The organism is Deinococcus marmoris, from assembly GCF_001949125.1.
GTDB lineage: Bacteria > Deinococcota > Deinococci > Deinococcales > Deinococcaceae > Deinococcus > Deinococcus marmoris_A.
This window is the reverse complement of the sequence record NZ_MSTI01000155.1, coordinates 16,298-32,344: the sequence shown is the minus strand read 5'-3', so window position 1 is coordinate 32,344 and position 16,047 is coordinate 16,298. Positions and strand designations below refer to the sequence as shown.

At 64.1% G+C, this 16,047-nt stretch carries 20 protein-coding genes; 10 read left to right on the top strand and 10 right to left on the bottom strand.

The genetic code is table 11. From position 1 onward, the window contains the following. Positions 1 to 14 precede the first annotated feature (14 nt). Entirely contained in the window at positions 15 to 395 is a 381-nt protein-coding gene (locus BOO71_RS22210; protein WP_075836186.1) for an ACT domain-containing protein, read from the top strand. Here BOO71_RS22210 and BOO71_RS22205 read toward each other — a convergent pair. From BOO71_RS22205 to BOO71_RS22195, 3 genes are all read right to left on the bottom strand, one after another. Continuing rightward, positions 385 to 1,275: a glycoside hydrolase family 16 protein gene (locus BOO71_RS22205; protein WP_075836184.1), complete on the bottom strand. Its 891-nt coding sequence runs from the start codon at positions 1,273 to 1,275 to the stop codon at positions 385 to 387. The genes BOO71_RS22210 and BOO71_RS22205 overlap by 11 nt on opposite strands. A 61-nt stretch (positions 1,276 to 1,336) precedes the next feature. Next, positions 1,337 to 1,840, bottom strand: coding sequence for a GNAT family N-acetyltransferase (locus BOO71_RS22200; RefSeq protein WP_075836182.1), 504 nt, complete (start codon positions 1,838 to 1,840; stop codon positions 1,337 to 1,339). After that, positions 1,831 to 2,844 carry an NAD(P)H-dependent flavin oxidoreductase gene (locus BOO71_RS22195; RefSeq protein ID WP_075836227.1) on the bottom strand — a complete coding sequence of 338 codons (1,014 nt, stop codon included), beginning with the start codon at positions 2,842 to 2,844 and terminating at the stop codon, positions 1,831 to 1,833. Before BOO71_RS22195 ends, BOO71_RS22200 begins: the two co-directional genes overlap by 10 nt. Positions 2,845 to 2,869: 25 nt before the next feature. Here BOO71_RS22195 and BOO71_RS22190 point away from each other — a divergent pair, with 25 nt between their 5' ends. Then, positions 2,870 to 3,793 carry a histone deacetylase family protein gene (locus BOO71_RS22190; protein ID WP_075836180.1) on the top strand — a complete coding sequence of 308 codons (924 nt, stop codon included), beginning with the start codon at positions 2,870 to 2,872 and terminating at the stop codon, positions 3,791 to 3,793. 28 nt (positions 3,794 to 3,821) lie between these two features. Here BOO71_RS22190 and BOO71_RS22185 read toward each other — a convergent pair whose 3' ends face one another. The 3 genes from BOO71_RS22185 to BOO71_RS22175 all read right to left on the bottom strand — a co-directional run bounded on the left by BOO71_RS22185 (position 3,822) and on the right by BOO71_RS22175 (position 5,550). Further along, the gene (locus tag BOO71_RS22185; protein ID WP_075836178.1) at positions 3,822 to 4,241 is read right to left on the bottom strand and encodes a hypothetical protein; all 420 of its coding nucleotides are present in this window, start codon (positions 4,239 to 4,241) and stop codon (positions 3,822 to 3,824) included. 66 nt (positions 4,242 to 4,307) lie between these two features. Continuing rightward, entirely contained in the window at positions 4,308 to 4,532 is a 225-nt protein-coding gene (locus BOO71_RS27305; RefSeq protein WP_139323123.1) for a hypothetical protein, read from the bottom strand. Positions 4,533 to 4,698: 166 nt separating this feature from the next. Next, positions 4,699 to 5,550 carry a M55 family metallopeptidase gene (locus tag BOO71_RS22175; protein ID WP_075836174.1) on the bottom strand — a complete coding sequence of 284 codons (852 nt, stop codon included), beginning with the start codon at positions 5,548 to 5,550 and terminating at the stop codon, positions 4,699 to 4,701. A 108-nt stretch (positions 5,551 to 5,658) separates the two neighbouring features. Here BOO71_RS22175 and BOO71_RS22170 point away from each other — a divergent pair, with 108 nt between their 5' ends. From BOO71_RS22170 to BOO71_RS22155, 4 genes are all read left to right on the top strand, one after another. Next, positions 5,659 to 6,267, top strand: a complete 609-nt coding sequence (locus BOO71_RS22170) for a hypothetical protein (RefSeq protein ID WP_139323122.1) — start codon at positions 5,659 to 5,661, stop codon at positions 6,265 to 6,267. Between the two features lie 106 nt (positions 6,268 to 6,373). Beyond that, positions 6,374 to 7,135 carry a type I methionyl aminopeptidase gene (gene map / locus BOO71_RS22165; protein WP_075836170.1) on the top strand — a complete coding sequence of 254 codons (762 nt, stop codon included), beginning with the start codon at positions 6,374 to 6,376 and terminating at the stop codon, positions 7,133 to 7,135. Next, complete coding sequence (locus tag BOO71_RS22160) at positions 7,132 to 7,803, top strand: pentapeptide repeat-containing protein (protein WP_139323120.1); 672 nt, start codon at positions 7,132 to 7,134, stop codon at positions 7,801 to 7,803. The genes map and BOO71_RS22160 overlap by 4 nt, the downstream gene beginning before the upstream one ends. Before the next feature lie 29 nt (positions 7,804 to 7,832). Beyond that, complete coding sequence (locus BOO71_RS22155) at positions 7,833 to 8,573, top strand: hypothetical protein (RefSeq protein WP_075836166.1); 741 nt, start codon at positions 7,833 to 7,835, stop codon at positions 8,571 to 8,573. A gap of 290 nt (positions 8,574 to 8,863) precedes the next feature. On the opposite strand, the gene BOO71_RS22150 is transcribed toward BOO71_RS22155, so the two are convergent. Together BOO71_RS22150 and BOO71_RS22145 are read right to left on the bottom strand one after the other, a co-directional pair. Beyond that, positions 8,864 to 10,843 carry a hypothetical protein gene (locus BOO71_RS22150; protein WP_075836164.1) on the bottom strand — a complete coding sequence of 660 codons (1,980 nt, stop codon included), beginning with the start codon at positions 10,841 to 10,843 and terminating at the stop codon, positions 8,864 to 8,866. Positions 10,844 to 11,187: 344 nt separating this feature from the next. Next, positions 11,188 to 11,709, bottom strand: a complete 522-nt coding sequence (locus tag BOO71_RS22145; RefSeq protein ID WP_075836162.1) for a hypothetical protein — start codon at positions 11,707 to 11,709, stop codon at positions 11,188 to 11,190. 173 nt (positions 11,710 to 11,882) lie between these two features. On the opposite strand from BOO71_RS22145, the gene BOO71_RS22140 reads away from it, so the two are divergent. Together BOO71_RS22140 and BOO71_RS22135 are read left to right on the top strand one after the other, a co-directional pair. Next, positions 11,883 to 12,179 (top strand): stage V sporulation protein S, encoded by a 297-nt coding sequence (locus tag BOO71_RS22140; RefSeq protein WP_075836160.1) that lies wholly within the window; start codon positions 11,883 to 11,885, stop codon positions 12,177 to 12,179. A gap of 306 nt (positions 12,180 to 12,485) precedes the next feature. Continuing rightward, positions 12,486 to 13,160 (top strand): zinc metallopeptidase, encoded by a 675-nt coding sequence (locus BOO71_RS22135; protein ID WP_075836158.1) that lies wholly within the window; start codon positions 12,486 to 12,488, stop codon positions 13,158 to 13,160. 204 nt (positions 13,161 to 13,364) lie between these two features. On the opposite strand, the gene BOO71_RS22130 is transcribed toward BOO71_RS22135, so the two are convergent. After that, positions 13,365 to 13,730: a metal-sulfur cluster assembly factor gene (locus tag BOO71_RS22130; protein ID WP_075836156.1), complete on the bottom strand. Its 366-nt coding sequence runs from the start codon at positions 13,728 to 13,730 to the stop codon at positions 13,365 to 13,367. Continuing rightward, the gene (locus BOO71_RS22125; protein ID WP_083653741.1) at positions 13,730 to 14,044 is read right to left on the bottom strand and encodes a rhodanese-like domain-containing protein; all 315 of its coding nucleotides are present in this window, start codon (positions 14,042 to 14,044) and stop codon (positions 13,730 to 13,732) included. The genes BOO71_RS22130 and BOO71_RS22125 overlap by 1 nt, the downstream gene beginning before the upstream one ends. A 71-nt stretch (positions 14,045 to 14,115) precedes the next feature. Between BOO71_RS22125 and BOO71_RS22120 the strand changes: the two genes are divergently transcribed. Both BOO71_RS22120 and BOO71_RS22115 read left to right on the top strand, forming a co-directional pair. Next, positions 14,116 to 14,400, top strand: coding sequence for a rhodanese-like domain-containing protein (locus BOO71_RS22120; protein WP_075836225.1), 285 nt, complete (start codon positions 14,116 to 14,118; stop codon positions 14,398 to 14,400). 34 nt (positions 14,401 to 14,434) lie between these two features. Continuing rightward, positions 14,435 to 15,919: an aspartate aminotransferase family protein gene (locus BOO71_RS22115; protein ID WP_075836152.1), complete on the top strand. Its 1,485-nt coding sequence runs from the start codon at positions 14,435 to 14,437 to the stop codon at positions 15,917 to 15,919. The last annotated feature ends 128 nt before the right edge of the window (positions 15,920 to 16,047 follow it).

Sequence of the window (16,047 nt, the reverse complement as noted above, 5' to 3'; positions counted from 1 at the left end):
CTATCCTCCTTCGCATGTCCCTGACCCTCTCCGTGCTGGGCGGCGAATATGCCGTGTGCCAGCTTCCATCCGGTATCGCGCCGCCTGCCTGGGCTTTTAGAGGCGAGTTCTGGAGCATGACCTGCGCGCCCGGCGAACTGTCGGTGGTGTGCGCGGCGGCCAATGTGCCAGACGGCGTGCGGGCCGAGAAGGGCTGGGCGGCGCTGCGGCTGCACGGCCCGTTCGAGTTCACGTTGACCGGCATTCTGGCCAGCATACTGAACCCGCTGCGGGACGCAGGCGTGGGCATCTTCGCCCTGTCCACCTTCGACACCGATTACGTGCTGGTGTCTGCGGTGCGGCTGGGCGACGCAGTGAGCGCTTTACGGGTGGCGGGGCATACGGTCAGGGAGTAGCGTTTTCCTGCCACACGCGCACGTAATCGACGTTCATCACGCCGGGAAAGACCGTGCTGGCGTTTGGTGGGCCGGGCCACTGACCGCCCACCGCCAGATTCAGCAGCAGGTAAAACGGCTGCCCAAAGACCCAGGCGCGGTCCGCTGGCAGATCATCCGGGGTGACGCGGTGATAGGGCACGCCGTCCAGCAACCACACGATTTCCCGTGGCCGTTTGATGATGGCGAAGGTGTGGTAGCCGTCCGAGGCGGCCCTGCCCAGCGTTTTGTTCTTGCTGATGCCCTGAGCGCCGGAATAGCCGGGGCCGTGCAGGGTGCCGTAGACCGTGTTCGGCTCGCGGCCCAGCCATTCCATGATGTCGATCTCGCCTCCGTCCGGCCACTTTCCATTCTGGCCCAGACTCCAGAAGGCAGGCCAGTATCCGGCTCCGGGCGGCATCTGGATGCGCGCCTCGATCCTGCCATTCGTGAACGTCACCTTGTTTTTGGTGGTCAGCCGCGCCGAGGTGTAAGCGCACGGATCGCCGTTCCAGCACGCGAGGTCTGCCGTATTCTTCAGCGCCCGGATTTCCAGATGACCCTGCCCGTCCAGACGCACGTTCGCCACGTCCCGCGTGTAAAACTGGAGTTCCTCGTTGCCCCAGCCGTTCGCGTCTGCGTTGCCGTAGTCGTAATTCCAGATGCGTTCGTCCGGCTGACTGCCCGCTGCGCCGCCGAATTCATCCTGCCAGATCAGCGTCCAGCGAGGATCGGGTGGCGTGGCCGGAATGGGCAGGGCAGCGCTGGAAAGCGGCTGGGTGGCCCACGCTGCACAGGATACCGAGAGGGCGCAGATCAGGCCCAACGTCAGTGCGGCTCTGTTCTTTCTGGGGATGTTCACGCCTCCACTTTTTCAGAAATCCTGTCCTGGAAACAGATACCCGGAAACAGATGGAGCGTGTTCAACCCCCGAAGTTCTCGCGTTCCAGCACGAAGCGCACCACGGGGACCATCTCACCCCGGTATTCCTCCAGACCGCCGGGGCCAGTTTCGGTGAAGCCCAGCCGCAGCAACAGCGCCCGCGAACGCGCGTTGGGGGCGTGGGCCTCGGCGATTACAGTCTGGAGTCCCAGTTCGGTGAAGGCGTGCGCCAGCGTCAGTCGTCCGGCCTGTAGACCCAGGCCGTGGCCCCACAGCGCCCGTTCCCCGAGGGCGATCCCAAATTCGGCGCTGCTGTCGGTGAATCCCGCCAGATCGGTGTAGCCCACCAGCACGCCGTCTACCGTGATGCCGTGGCGCAGCAATTCCGGCGGGGTCAGCGTCAGCAGCCCCTGCCAGTGCTGGCGGATGTGCGCGGCGGGCAACCCCACGGGCCAGTCGATGGCGAGACAGAACTCCTCGTCCGCACCCCAGCGCACGGCACTTTCCTCGTCGCCGGGACGCAGGGGGCGCAGCCTCAGTTCCACAACGATTCCAGAATCTCTGCCGCTGTCCCTGCCAGTCCGTGTGCCACGCCCTCCCCGGCCCACAGACTCAGCACGTCCGCGCGGCCCGCTTTCGCCCCCGCCGCACGCATGGAGCGGGTCAGGGCGTTCTGGAACGGGTAGGGGAGAGGCTGTTGCACGCCCTCAGTCACGGCGTTTCTCAGTCCCCGCGCCGTTCGTCCACTGAAGGCGCGGGTCAGCACAGTGTCGCCCGTTTTTGCCGCTGCCAGTGCGGCCCAGTACGGTGCGGAAGTCCCGGCCTCCGTCGCCCGCAGAAACGCCGTCCCACACTGCGCGAGGCTGGCCCCGGCGTCCAGCACGGCCCGCACATCTGCCGCCGTCATCAGGCCGCCCGCTGCAATTACGGGAATGCGAATGCTCTGCGCCGCCGCACGGGTCAGTGACAGCGTGTCGGCCAGTTCATCCTCTGACCAGCCGCCCCGGTGGCCGCCTGCCGCGCCGCCCTGCACCACGATGGCTTCCACGCCGTCGGCCTCTAGTTGCCGCGCTTCTTCCAGCCCTGTCGCGGTGCCTACCGTCAGAATCCCGCGTGAGCGCAACGCCTCCAGATGCTGCGCTTCCAATCGTCCAAAGGTGAAGGAGAGGACGGCGGGGCAGACCTCCAGCACGGCCTCTAGCTGTAATCCGAAATCCGGGTTCGCCTGCGCCGTCAGTTCAGGTGGTTGCAGGCCCAGGGAGGCGTGAAATGGGGCAAGTTCGGCGGCGGCCCGCTCCACCTCTGATCCTGTTGTTGCCACGGTGGGGTGCGGCGCGAACAGATTCAGCGCGAAAGCCCCTTGCGTCAGCCGCCGCACCGCCGCGCCCGCCTCCGTGATCTGCGCGGGCGTCAGGTAGGCCGCACCCAGGCTGCCCAGCCCGCCCGCAGTGCTGACGGCGGCCACCAGTTCTGGCGTGCTGATCCCGCCCGCCATTGGCGCGAGGACGATGGGCAGGCGCAGGCCGAGGCGCTGTGTGAGCGTGAGCATGCCCAGACTGTAGCCTGCCAGCATCGTGTCCGCCTCTGCCACTCCTTTCCGCGCCTTCACTGCCTACCGCCGCGCTGCCTACGCCGGGCAGCCCGCGCCCCGGCGGCAGTTCATGGCGCGCGAATCCATGCTGGAAATGCTGGCCAGGGTGGGCGAACTGCTGCCACTGGCGGAGGCCCCAGACCTGCCCTGGGCGCTGGCCGAGCGGGTGCATGACCCGGCGTATCTGGAAAGGTGGCGAAACGGAGAGGTCACGCGCGCTGAGGAACGGGCGCTGGGTTTTCCCTGGACCCCCGCTGTGGTGGAGCGCGGTCTGGGCAGCAGCGGCGCAACCCTGGCTGCCACCCATGACGCCCTGAACCTGGGACTGGGCATCAACTTCGGCGGCGGCACCCACCACGCCTACGCCGATCACGCCGAGGGATTTTCCTTCCTCAATGATGTGGTGATCAGTGCCCGGTGGCTGCTCGATACCGGGCAGGCCGCGCGCATCCTGATCCTCGATCTGGACGTGCATCAGGGCAACGGCACGGCGTCCATGCTGGCGCAGGAGGCGCGGGCGCTGTCCGTCAGCCTGCACGGCGCGAACAATTACCCCTTCACCAAGGAAACGGCGGGCCTGAATATCGCCCTGCCCGACGGCACCGGGGACGCGGCGTATCTGGCGGTGCTGGATGGGCAGGTGGCCCCCGCCGTCGCCGCCTTTCGCCCGGATTTCGTCTTTTATCTGGCCGGGGCGGACGTGTTGGCGGGCGATCAGTTGGGCAAGCTGGCCCTCAGCGTCGGCGGTGTGCGCCAGCGCGACGAGCGCGTCTTCGGATGGGCCGCCCGCGCCCGCATTCCCCTGGTGACGGTCATGGCCGGAGGGTACAACCGCGATCCGCAGCACCTGATCGCGGCGCGGCTGGGAACGCTGGAGGCGGCTTTGGAGGCGTTTGGGGCAGGGTAAACCTGCTCTCGGATGGCGGCCCTACCGCTCAGAAGCGCAGTTCCAGCCCCACGCCCCCGCCAAAGCCAGAAGCCGTGCCCGTCCGCACAAAAGCCCGCCACCCGGCTGGCCCCAGCAGCGGTCCGCGCAGGCCACCCTCGGCGTAGACACCGAAGCGGTTCACGTATTCCGCGCCCGCCGTGGCGAAGGCGTCCACCCGTGTGATCGGCAGGTTGATGTCGCGCAACGTCGCGCCCACGGCGTAACGGTTGGCGTTGGTGTTGCGCCAGGCTTTCTCTGCCGCGCCCTCTACCCCCAGCGTGCCCAGAATCGGCACCTGGAACACCGAAAGACCTGCGTGCAGGCCGTAGCCTTTGGTGCTGGCGTCCACCCCGGCCCAGGCCGTGGCCGCCGAAGCGCTGCAAGGGAAGGCGAGGGCGGTGAGGATCAGCAGGGGACGCAGATTCATGGGCTTCAGGTTACCCAGTTTCCGTGAGCATTGGCGGCGGGGAGTGGATTTTCACGCGTTGTTAGGTCAACCTGAAGGCAGGGCCACCGAGATCACTGGTGTGCAGATGGCGTACGAGATGGCCACGCAAGCTTGTAAGTAGGGGAGGGTGTTGACGCCGCCCAGCCCCCGGTCCACGACATAGACCAGCCGGTAGCAAATGACGGCGACGATGCCCATGACCACTGGTATGAGGATGCCAACCTGTCCCCAGAACAGGGCAATGGCTACCACTCCCGTCCAGAGTGCCACGGGCAGCATATAGACCAGGAGCAGCCAGGTTTTTCGCGGCTGCCAGGGCGTAGGCAGCAGGTAAATCAGGGCAACACTGAGCAACGTCGCTGCCGTAGGCAACAGTGAGGTGAAGAGAAGCGCCCAGTTCAGTGCCCATCGGCAATCCAGGCGAGCCACCCTTCACTCACCCGTTCAACCGCACGCCCGCCACCGTCGCCAGCATGCGGAAGGTCTGGAACAGGTGGTAGGCGTTCTCGCTGCTCCAGCCCACGGTCACGGCGTCCACCCGCGTGATGTCGGGAATCCGGGCGCAGGCGTCGGCGCGGGCCTGGTGGTCAAACGCCATCTGGCACGGCGCGGGCCAGCGGGTGGTGTACGGCTTGGCATTTTTAGCCGCACGCACCGCATGTTCGGCCCCCTCGCGGATGCGTTTCTGGGCCTCGGCGGGATGCAGGTGAATGGCCGCGTAGGTACTCAGCCCTTCCTTGACCGCCACCGTGACCACCTGTTCGCCCAGTTCGGCGCTGATCTCGGCCATCGCCACGTCGTCGCCGCAGGCAAAGACCACCGGAACGTCGTAATGCCCGGCCAGCAGCGCATTGATGCCGTATTCCCCGGTGTCGATCCCGCCGATCCGCACGTTGCGAATAAAGCCGTTCCAGGTGTGTGCCAGCGGCCCGAGCGGACTTCCGGCGCGGGCGTGGTAGCCCACGAACAGCAGCGCGCCCACGCCGTCTTCCTGCACGCCCTGCACCATGCTCAGCGGTTTGTCGTTGCCGCTGGTAAAGCGCACCTGCTGCGGCAGCAGTTCGGGGATCAGGTTCCGCATGGTGTCGTGGCTGTCGTTGATCAGCACGTCCGTTGCGCCGCCCATGATTGCGCCCTCGGCGGCGGCGGCGGCCTCACGCGTCATGCGCTCGCGGGCCGCCTGATACTCCGTGCCGCTCACTAGTCCCCCAAATTCCGGTGGGCTGACCTGCACCCACGACGCCACCCCGCACACGCCTTCCATATCCACGCTGATGACCACTTTCATGCGCGCAGTGTATGGGAGGCGAGGCAGGCGTGGGTCAAAAGCAAGGCTCCGTCCTTTTTTACTTGTGTCGGAAGCTCAGCGGCTTTTGAAGAGAGCAAAGCGATGTGTTTGAAAATGATTCTTGAGATATGCCACGACTATGATCGGCTGCTGCTCGCTTGGGAACTCAGTTTTGTTGAACGTTATGCGCCCCTGAAGAGTAAAGTTGATACTGTGACGAAAAAAGAAAAGCTAATGCGGGCTGCCTATGTAGCGGCAATACACGTCGTTCCAGGGGCATCGCTCATTGATGCGATTTCACAGATACTGCTCTCGGGTAGTGACACCATTGATGAACATCAAGAGGACTCTCCTGTAGACGCTCAGACGATTGCCCGCGATCAGGCGCGGACCATGCTGACTTTTCAGCAGGCACAAGTTGCTCGTGAGTTGGCTATTGCTAGACGCATAGACACGGCAGAAGAAGTTGAAATCGAAGAGTTCTTCGATATTTCTGGTAAGGGTCAGATGGGCTTGCAGACGCAGGAATCTGGGTTGAGCATGGGCATCTCAGGCGAAGGAAAAAAACTCTCTCGGCGAATTTACCGATTCAAGGGATGGCGAGATGGGGGTCTGGAAACGCTCATGGCGGACCTTGGGGGTCTTACACCAGACGAGCTTGAAAGTCTTCGGAAACTGGTTCAGATGGATGCTCCTGTATCTTCTCCCGAGCAGTAGTCCAGCACTTCATTGGATAGGAGCGTGCTGAACACTACTTTTTAGCCCTACTTTTTGAGGAACGATTCTAAAAGCCCGGCCAAGAGGCATGCTAGCCTCAGCCCTTATGAGCCGCGTTTCCCTGAAATCTGCCCGCGAGATCGAGGCCATGCGCCGCGCGGGGGCGCTGGTCGCCGAAACCTTCCGCGTTCTTGGTCCCTTCGTCAAACCCGGCGTCACCCTGGCCGAACTGGACCGTATCGCCGAGGAACATATTCGCAAAGCTGGGGCTGTTCCCGCCTACCTGGGCTACGGCCCGCGCAACAATCCCTTTCCGGCCACCATCTGCGCCAGCGTCAACGAGGTGATCTGCCACGGCATCCCCGACGGGCGCGTGCTGCTGGACGGCGACATCATCGGCGTGGACATCGGTGTGCTGATGGGCGGCGTATACGGCGACGCCTGCTTTACCTACACGGTGGGTAACGTCGCCCCCGAGGTTCAGGCGTTGGTGGACACCACCCGCGAGTCCCTGAATGCAGGGCTGGAAGTGGTGCGCCCGAATGCCCGCACGGGCGATATCGGCCACGCCATCCAGACTCTGGCGGAAGGCCGGGGCTACGGCGTGGTGCGCGAGTACACCGGCCACGGCATCGGCAAGCGGCTGCACGAGGAACCCACCATCTACCACCACGGGGCGCGCTACACCGGCCTCAAGCTCCAGCCCGGCATGGTCTTTACCATCGAGCCGATGATCAACCTGGGCCGCCCCGAGACCCGTCTGCTGGCCGACGGCTGGACCGTGATCACCGCCGACAAGCAGCCCAGCGCCCAGTTTGAACACACGCTGGTAGTCACGGCAAAAGGCCATGAAATCCTGACCCTGTGACCCGGCAACCTCTAAACATCAAATCTCCCAGCCCGCCAAAGTTTCCGCGCGGCGGGCTGCGGACCCTCGTCCCATCTGATTTAGAGGATGAATCCGTCTACCGGGGCGGCGTCATGGAGGGCATTTCGCTCGATGCTGGCACGCTGCAAACCGTGTCCTTCGAGGGTGTCGTCTTCCGCGAGGTCAACCTGAGCGGCGTGGCGTGGAACCTGATCCGTCTCAAGGACGTGCGCTTCGAGGGCTGTGACCTGAGCGGCGCAAAGTGGACCGAAGCGGCGCTGGAGCGTGTGCAATTCACCGATTGCCGCCTGACCGGGCTGCAACTGCCGGGGGCCGTGTTGCGCCACGTCCGCCTGACCCGCGCCCTGGCCCCGCTGTCCCTGTGGCCGGATGTGGAAGCAAAGCACCTGTGGCTCGAAGACTGCGACCTGACCGAGGCCGTGTTCATGGACGCCAAATTGCCCGGCGCAGTCTTCCGGGGCTGCACGCTGGGCAAGACCGAGTTTCACGGTGCGGAGATGGACGGGGCCGATCTGCGGGCCTCTGCGCTGGCGGGGGTGCGGCTGGGGCTGCGCGAACTGGCGGGCGTGACCGTCGAACCCGTGCAGCTTCTGGATCTGGCACACCTGCTGGGCGTGCGGGTGGAGGAACTGCCAGATCAGGTTTAGGTCCGCCTTCATCTGAGGAGGAAGCGTGGGTGCAGTGGCGCAGCAGCAATGCCGCAGCCGTTCTGTATCAGCCTGTCATCACCTGCCCGGTTCACACTGTGGACATGCACCTGACCCTGCTGCCCGTCTTGTTGACCTCGCTGCTGCTGGGCGCTGCGCCGCAGGCCACAGCAGGACCGTCCACAGCAGGAAAGGTACCCACCATCCTGAGTTCCATTCCCGCCGAGGAGGGCATCCATGCCCAGGTCAGCGCCGCGCAGCAGAACGCAGGCGTCACCGTCTTGCAGTTGCGGGGCGTGCCCGGCACCTCTCTGGCAGGTCAGCAACTCTCGCCGCTGCGCGTGGGCCAGTGGCCCGCAGGCGTTCAGGCCGGGCGTCTTGCTGGTGCCGTGCTGCGTGTCAGCGCCGAGCGGGAGCCGGATGGCAGCAGCAGCTCTCTGACCCTCACGCGGGGCGGCAAGGACCGTCCGCTGTTGACCCTGCTTGCGGGTGTGCGTCCCGCCGATCCCCTGGGCCTGGGTCTCTCGTTTAAGAAGGTCACCGCCAGCAGCGTGACCCTCCAGAGTGCCGATCAGCCCGCACAACAGCGCACGGTGCGTCCGGGGGAGCGGGTGACCCTGACGTCCCCGCAAGGCAAGGTCTGCGTGCAGGTGTACGCCATCACGCCCGTCCGCGCCGATTTCTCGGAACGGGGTGCGCCACCGGTCATCACGGGATACCGCGTCACGCTGGGCCTGCTGACGCCGGACCCGGCCACCGACTGCGCCTGATTCCGACTATGTCTGACACGGACTCCGATTAGAGGGTGTTGAAAACACCTGTAATCCGAGCGGGACTCGCAGAGCTGCGACGCAGAGGAGCAGCGTCCTCATGGGCGTCTGTTCGTGACGATGGCGAGCAAGAGAAAAACGGGTTCTGGGCGTGGAGTGGAAGGATCGGCGCTGTCCCGATTCCTGCACGAAACAAACGGAACCCGTAGGATTCGTCGGCCAGCCGCCCCCACAAGCAGCAATTGACCCCCACTTCTCGCGGGGGTCAACAGGTCAGTCTTTAAAAAATTTCAGCGCACCGTCCGCAGGAAGTCCAGCAACTCTGCCGAGGGCGCCTGCTCGGCGGCGGTCTGCTGGCGGTCACTCTGGAGGGCGTCGAACAGCGGCACGGCCACCTCGTCGGCGTGATCGTCATGCATCTGTTGCGCTGTCGGGGCCGAGGTGGGCCGGGTGGCGTTCAGGGTTGTGACGCCGTTGTTGTTGCCGCTCCAGTAGCGGGTAAAGGACAGGGTCAGGTTGCCCCAGTCGTCCCAATCGCGGAGCGGGGCGGTGTAGACCGGCTTGGGATTCCCGCTGTTGTCCCTGTCGAACGTGACGTCGAACTTCACCGGCTTGGCGTCGATCACGCCGTCGAAATTCCAATCGATATCAAAGGCCCCGCGCCCCAGCCCGCCGCGCTCGTCCAGTGCATTCTCGTTCAGGACAGCGCTGGAGCCGTCCGAGTAGTCCATCTTGAAGTTGTCCGAGCATGGCCCGCCCGGCAGGTCACAGCGGTTGAATACCCCCAGCTTTTCGCGGGTCACCTTCCCGGCGTTGTAAGCCCACGGCAGCTCTGCGCCCTTCTGGTTAAAAGTCTGCGGTAGCCCGTTGAGCTGGTAGGCGTAATTCATGATGCTGAGGTAATTGGGCTTGTAGTTCGGGCCGTTCTCAAAGCCGCCATGCCGCAGCCCCAGGTTGTGTCCAAGTTCGTGCATCAGGGTCCCGGCCTGAAAGTTCACCAGCAGGTTCCGGCGGTTGAGGCTCAGATCATCGAGGGCAAGGCCGTCGAAGCCAAAGTCCCCCAGCGTCACGATCAGGTCGTTGCCGTTGATCTCGGCGTACCCGCTGCTGCCCGCCTTGCCGTCTGCCTGCTGGCTGTTGGCAAACAGGACATAGTGAAACAGGTTGCGCCGCAGCGCGCTCTGGTTCTTGGCCTTGATGCTGTAGATTTCAGAGCAGCCGCCAGCGGCCTGTTCCTTCGTAGGTTCGATCGTCGTACACGCCTGAAACGCGACTGCGTTGCCGCCGCCAAGGTTGTATTTGTTCCCGTACAGGGTGCCGGTATCGATATGCACTGCAATGTTGCGGGCGGCAAACACCTTGACCAGTTTGTCCAGCGCTGCCTCAAGGGGCGTGGTGGCCTGATCCTGGGAGGGCATGTAGTCAATTTCCAGAAACAGGTCGCGCACGCCCGCCCGCGCGCCCAGCGCGTAGACATCCAGCGCCCCGTACTTCATGCCCGGCGCTTCGGCCATGTCCGGCATACCGTCCAGATCGAGGTCGGCGGCCAGCGGCGCGATGTTATTGGGTCCGAAGGGCGTCAGCCAGGCGTTCGCCGTCCAGTCGGAGGCAGTGTCAGTGTCGGTCAGGTTCAGCGCGCGGCTCAGCGCCCTTCCATACCTGTTCTCCCCGATCTGGAGCGGCAGGGCATTGGCCCCCTTCCAAGCCCCTGGGGTCAGCGGCTGGGCGGTGTTGTCGCCGAAGCGCACCATGTCCACCGTCGCGCCCTGGCTGGTCAGTTCCACGAAGCCGCTGTCGTACCAGTTGGGAATCCAGTCGCCGTCGTGGACATAGATCTGCTTGGCTTCCTTGGAAATGTTGTCGGCAAATGTGGAGACGCCCTGACCGCCGATCAGGATGTACTCGCCCGGTTCGATCATCAGGTCCGGCAGCGGGTAACTGCGGGGTTTGAGTTCGTCGTCGTAGGGGGCCACCCGCTGGCTGCTGTACGCCCGCACCTGATAGTCCTTCAGGTTGATCGCCTTGCCCGTGCCGTTGTAGACCTCCATCCACGCGGCAGAGTCGCTGAAATAGCTGGTGCTGATCTCGCTGATCCGCAGGTCGCTTGTGGCCACGGTCTTGACTGGCTCGGTGACGACGGGTGGGGTGGTTGGCTCGGTGATGACGGACGGTTGTTCAGGCCCCTTAACAACAGGCGAATTCTGCTCACTGCAAGCGGCGAGAAGCAGCGACAACGTCAATGGAAGGGCCAGAATACGGATATATTTCACGGATTCTCCTGTCTAGAAACCAGACTGTAATTAAGAAAGACGAAAAGACGACGAGTTTCGGCTAAACACAACCACAAACGTGCCCCGACGAAGGATCAGCCCCCTATTTCGGCTCCCCTGGTCACTGCGTTGCGGCTTGTGGTCTCACTCTACATCAAATGTTCATCTTCACAACAGCCCGGCTAGATTTGACAGAAGTGCGCCTTCCACCCTCTACGGCGGGCTGGAAGACCAGATGTCACGTTTGGCGAGTCCAATACCTGTCCGGGCAATCTGGACATCATGGCGTCTGTCGGCGAAATCAGTGCTGCCGTAGGCGGGCGGGCGGGGCCAGACACAACAGCTTAAGTTCGCACCCGTACAGCCGAAGCCTCAAAGCGTTCGCCTAAAAAATGCCCCTGCGTCAGCATCCGGTCTACGGAGGCGTGGTGGTGTCCCAGCGCCCCGGCCACACCGCCGCTGATCAGTTCCAACTGTTCGCGCAGCAGTTCTTCGGCGTCCTGGCCGCGCTCGTTCAGGCGGGTGCGGGCGGCGGGGGTCAGGTTCAGGTAGGCGCGCAGGGTGGTGGGCAGGTACTCGTTGCGGGCCTGCCGGATCAGATAGGCGCTGTGGGCGTCCAGTTCCTCGGCTGGCGTGTCCTGAAGGCGGCACAGCAGCGCCAGCGCGTACAGGCGGTGCGGTTCGGGCAGGCGCAGGGCCAGTTCGGCGGCGCTGTCGGGAGCCGTGGTTGAAGTGTCGGGCGCAGTGGTCTCCAGGACATCCAGACGCAGAAGCTCCAGCCGGTGGCGGTGGATCATCTGGCGGCGCAGCAGCGGAAAGGCAAACAGGCTGCCAAAGAAAAATAGGGGAACCAGAACTTCTTCCACGGTTGAAACCTCCTGTCAGTTGGGCTTCACGCTACCTGCCCGCCCCCTGCTCCGGCGTCCCTCCAAAGGCGGAGGCGCTCAGGCCACCACAGGAGGCACCCGCTGGGGGAATTGCCCACTGGACCGCCGTCGCCTAGACTCGGGGCGATTCAGTTCCTGGAGGAACCCCAGCCTTGGAAACCCTGCGCGTCTCTGCCACTTCCCGCCCCAACGCCATCGCCGGAGCCATTGCTGCCCTGCTGCGGTCCCAGGGCAGCGTGGAAATTCAGGCCATCGGCCCCGCCGCCGTCAACCAGACGGTCAAGGCGCTGGCGATTGCGCGCGGCTATCTGGTGAACGACGGTCTGGACCTGTGCGCCCAGCCGGAATTCGTCAAGCTGGACGTGCAGCACGAGGAACGCACCGCACTGAAATTCAGTGTGCTGGCGCAACCTCTGGCGGTTCCACTGCCCGTCTCTGGGGCAAAGTAGGGACTAATACGGACTCCGATTAGAAGGTGTTGAAAACACCTGAAAATCCGAGCGGAGCGAGAGGGAGAAAAACGGGTTCCGGGCGTGGAGTGGAGGGATCGGCGCTGTTCCGATTCCTGCACGAAACAAACGGAATCCGTATAACCCACGTAAATTCGGCGTCAACCTCCTCTCATAAAACCTGAGTGGGGTACGCTAAGATTTAGGCAGCGAAAGCTCTGACTGAAGCTTTTGTGCTGTCTCTCTTCTAACCACTGGCCGGACCCGTTTCAGGGCCGCGCCCCACTTCCCGGAGGAAGTTCCCCTATGTTTCTTGGCCCCTACACCATCCCGATTATCATCGTGTTCGTGGCGTCCCTGCTGATTCAGGGTTACCTGAGCCGCACCTACAAAAAGTGGGGACAGGTCCGCAATGCCCGTGGCCTGACCGGCGCGGACGTGGCCCGCATGATGCTGGACGACGGCGGCCTGCATGACGTGAAGATCATCGCCGTTCCCGGCAACCTGACCGATCACTACGATCCTGGCAAGAAGACCGTCAACCTCAGCGAGAGTGTTTTCGGCGTTGCCAGCGTCGGTGCGATGGCTGTGGCCGCCCACGAGGTCGGCCACGCCATGCAGGACAAGGTGCGGATGCCCGCGCTGGTGCTGCGCGGCAAGATGGCTGTGCCGCTCAGCCTGGGCATGAATCTGGCCCCGTGGCTGCTGCTGGCGGGCATCTTCCTGAAGCTGTCGGGCCTGCTGTGGCTGGGCGTGATTCTGTTCGGCGCGGCGCTGATCTTTCATGTGGTCACGCTGCCGGTGGAGTTCGACGCCAGCCGCCGGGCGCTGGTCTACCTGGACAGCCGGGGCCTGAACGGCACGGTGGAAGGCCAGGACGGCGCGAAGAACGTGCTGACCGCCGCCGCCCTGACCTACGTGGCCGGATTTGCGATGGCCCTGGTGCAGTTCCTAAATATCCTGGGGATTGCCCGCCGATAGTCGGCACAGCAGGGAAAGCGCAAGAGAGGCGGCCTTACTTGTAGGCCGCCTCTCTTAAGTTTGAGTTTTTATACGGACTCCGATTAGAGGGTGTCGAAAACACCCGTAATCCGAGCGGAGCGAGCAGGAGAAAAATGGGTTCCGGGCATGGAGTGGAGGGATCGGCGCTGTTCCGATTCCTGCACGAAACAAACGGAATCCGTATTAGACGTTGAAGCCAAACATCCGCATCTGGCGCTTGCCGTCCTCGGTCATCTTGTCCGGTCCCCACGGCGGCGTCCACACGAATTCCACATTCACGTCCGTCACGCCGTCCAGGCGGGCCACGGCCATCTCGGCGTCGGCGCGGATAAGGTCCTGCACCGGGCAGCCCACGCTGGTCAGGGTCATGGTGATGTCCACCAGACCGCCTTCCTGCACGTCCACACCGTAGATCAGACCCAGGTCCACCACGTTGACCGGGATTTCGGGGTCCTTGACGATCTTCAGCGCCTCGCGCACCTGGGCTTCCGTGGGCAGGCCGCCCGCCGGGGAGGCGGCGGCAGTGATCTGTTCAGTTTCTGCGTCCATCAGCTTGACTCTCCTTCGGTGGGCAGGCCCGCTGCGGCCCAGGCCATCGTGCCGCCGCTCAGGTTGACCACCTTGCTATAGCCGCTTTGCATCAGGTACTCGCCCGCCTGCTTGCTGCGTGCGCCGCTGCGGCAGATCATCACCAGTTCCTTGTCCTTGGGCAGCTCCGAGAAGCGGCTTTCCAGTTCACTCAGGGGCAACAGCGCCGCGCCCTGGGCGTGAACCTCGTCGTATTCGCTCTGCTCACGCACGTCCACGAGCATTGCGCCGTTCTGTACGCGCTGCTGTCCTTCCTGTGGGGTCACTTCTTCCATAAGGAGCAGCATAACCGAGTCCTCCGGGCGGAATGTGCCCCTTGCCAGAAGCTGTGGCCTATTCTGCGCCCATGCCCCTGCCCGAAGGCGTGACCGTGATCGACCTGCGCCCCCCCGAACTGCGCTTTGCCCAGCCGCTGGAAAAGCTGACCGCGTTGCCCGTCCTTGCCGTTTCGTTGCAGCAGATCGAGGACGGCGCACACGGCCTGAACCCACAGACGGGGCCGCTGCTGGTGATCTGCGAACGGGGCGTGCGCTCCGGGCTGGCGGCGAAGTATCTGCGGGCCGATGGGCTGGACGCCGTTGCCTATCCGGGCGGGGTTCCGGCGCTGCTGCGAGAAGTGGGAAGCGGTTAAGTCCAGCGTCCACCCACCGTCTACACTGACTCCCATGTCTGCGCCCTCTTCAAACCAGCCCCAAAAACTGCCCCCCGGTTTCATCTCCGCCGACGATGTGCTGCACGAACGCCTGAGCGCCCCGGACACCCGACGACTGGAGCTGGAATATGGCAACGCGGAATTGCTGTACGGGCTGGGCATCCTGGGCGTGGCCGGGCCGTTCGCGCGCGTGACCCCCTGGGAACTGGAAGACGAGGATGGCGTGCGCCGCATCAACGCCAGCGGGTACGCCGCCACGCCGTTTGGCGAGATGCCCCCGGTGCTGACCGGATTTCTGCATCAATTTCTGGACCTGAACCGCTCGATGGGCCTGCCGCAGCAGTCCAGCGCTCCGTGGCGCGCGGCGCTGGAGGCCAACCTGATCCGCCTGCTGGCCCGCGAACTGCCCAGCCACGCCGACTCCCAGGTCTTCTTCTGCTCCAGCGGCACCGAGGCGGTGGAGGGCGCGCTGAAATTCGCCAAGGCGTTTCGCCCCACCTCCAAATTTCAGATTTCGTTTGGCAGCGCCTATCACGGCAAAACCCTGGGCAGCCTGAGCCTGACGCCCAACCCGGAGTATCAGGACATCTTCCGCCCGCTGGTGCCGGGCGCGTTAACGGTGCCCTACGGCGATCTGGATGCCTTCAAGGCGCTGATCCGGCGTGTGGGTCCCGATAAAATTACCTGCGTGATCGTCGAACCCATCCAGGGCGAGGGCGGCGTCAACATCCCGCCCCCCGGCTTTCTGAGCGGCCTGGGCGAATACTGCCGCAAGCACGGCATCGTGGTCATCGCGGATGAAATCCAGACCGGGCTGGGGCGCACCGGCCACTGGTTCGAGTCGGCGGCGCAGGGGCTGGACCCCGACATCATCACCCTCGCCAAGCCACTGGGCGGCGGTATGACGGCAGTGGGCGCGACGATTGCCCGCCACGACATCTACAAGAAAATGCTGGGCGGCCTGAGCAGCAAACGCCACAGCAACACCTTCGGCGGCGGCGCGCTGTCGATGGCGGTGGGCCTGAAGTCGCTGGAATACCTGATCGAGAACGATCTGCCCGCCCGCAGCCTGGAACTGGGCCGGGTGGGTCTGGAGCGCTTGCAGGCCACCCAGCTCAAATATCCCCGTCTGCTGCAAGAGGTACGCGGCCAGGGTCTGCTGCTGGCCATGCAGTTCCAGCCGATGCTGGGCGTGCCGTTGCCCGGCGTGTTGAAGGAACTGGTCTTCGAGGCCACCGCCCTGCTGGCCCTGCGCGAGCTGCACCAGAGCGGCGTGATGGCCAACCTGAGTCTGAGCAGCAAGCGCACCGTGCGCCTGACCCCCGCACTGGACATGCCCCGTGACGTGTTTGACACCATGCTTGACCGTGTGGACAGCTTTGCGAAGCGTCGCCCCATCTCGCGTGATCTGCTCACCGGAACGCCACCTGTCCTGATTGCCAAACTGGCGAAGTTTGCGGCCAGCAAGCCCAAGAAACGCACGCCCAGCGACGGCTGAGACTCTGGGGGTGCCAACACGAATCCAGAACGCCCACACCCTGAGCGTTCCTTTAAGAACGTGGATTTTTTCACGCCCAGACTGTGGCTTGCGCTAAGCTCCGGGCATGTGGCCATTCGGAAAAAATA

What these genes read in the sequence shown, in the direction of transcription:
- BOO71_RS22210 (WP_075836186.1), top strand. Translation starts at nt 15, where the DNA reads ATGTCCCTGACCCTCTCCGTGCTGGGCGGCGAATATGCCGTGTGCCAG.
- BOO71_RS22195 (WP_075836227.1), bottom strand. Translation starts at nt 2,844, where the DNA reads ATGCTCACGCTCACACAGCGCCTCGGCCTGCGCCTGCCCATCGTCCTC.
- BOO71_RS22185 (WP_075836178.1), bottom strand. Translation starts at nt 4,241, where the DNA reads ATGAATCTGCGTCCCCTGCTGATCCTCACCGCCCTCGCCTTCCCTTGC.
- BOO71_RS22175 (WP_075836174.1), bottom strand. Translation starts at nt 5,550, where the DNA reads ATGAAAGTGGTCATCAGCGTGGATATGGAAGGCGTGTGCGGGGTGGCG.
- map (WP_075836170.1), top strand. Translation starts at nt 6,374, where the DNA reads ATGAGCCGCGTTTCCCTGAAATCTGCCCGCGAGATCGAGGCCATGCGC.
- BOO71_RS22135 (WP_075836158.1), top strand. Translation starts at nt 12,486, where the DNA reads ATGTTTCTTGGCCCCTACACCATCCCGATTATCATCGTGTTCGTGGCG.
- BOO71_RS22130 (WP_075836156.1), bottom strand. Translation starts at nt 13,730, where the DNA reads ATGGACGCAGAAACTGAACAGATCACTGCCGCCGCCTCCCCGGCGGGC.
- BOO71_RS22125 (WP_083653741.1), bottom strand. Translation starts at nt 14,044, where the DNA reads ATGGAAGAAGTGACCCCACAGGAAGGACAGCAGCGCGTACAGAACGGC.
- BOO71_RS22120 (WP_075836225.1), top strand. Translation starts at nt 14,116, where the DNA reads ATGCCCCTGCCCGAAGGCGTGACCGTGATCGACCTGCGCCCCCCCGAA.
- BOO71_RS22115 (WP_075836152.1), top strand. Translation starts at nt 14,435, where the DNA reads ATGTCTGCGCCCTCTTCAAACCAGCCCCAAAAACTGCCCCCCGGTTTC.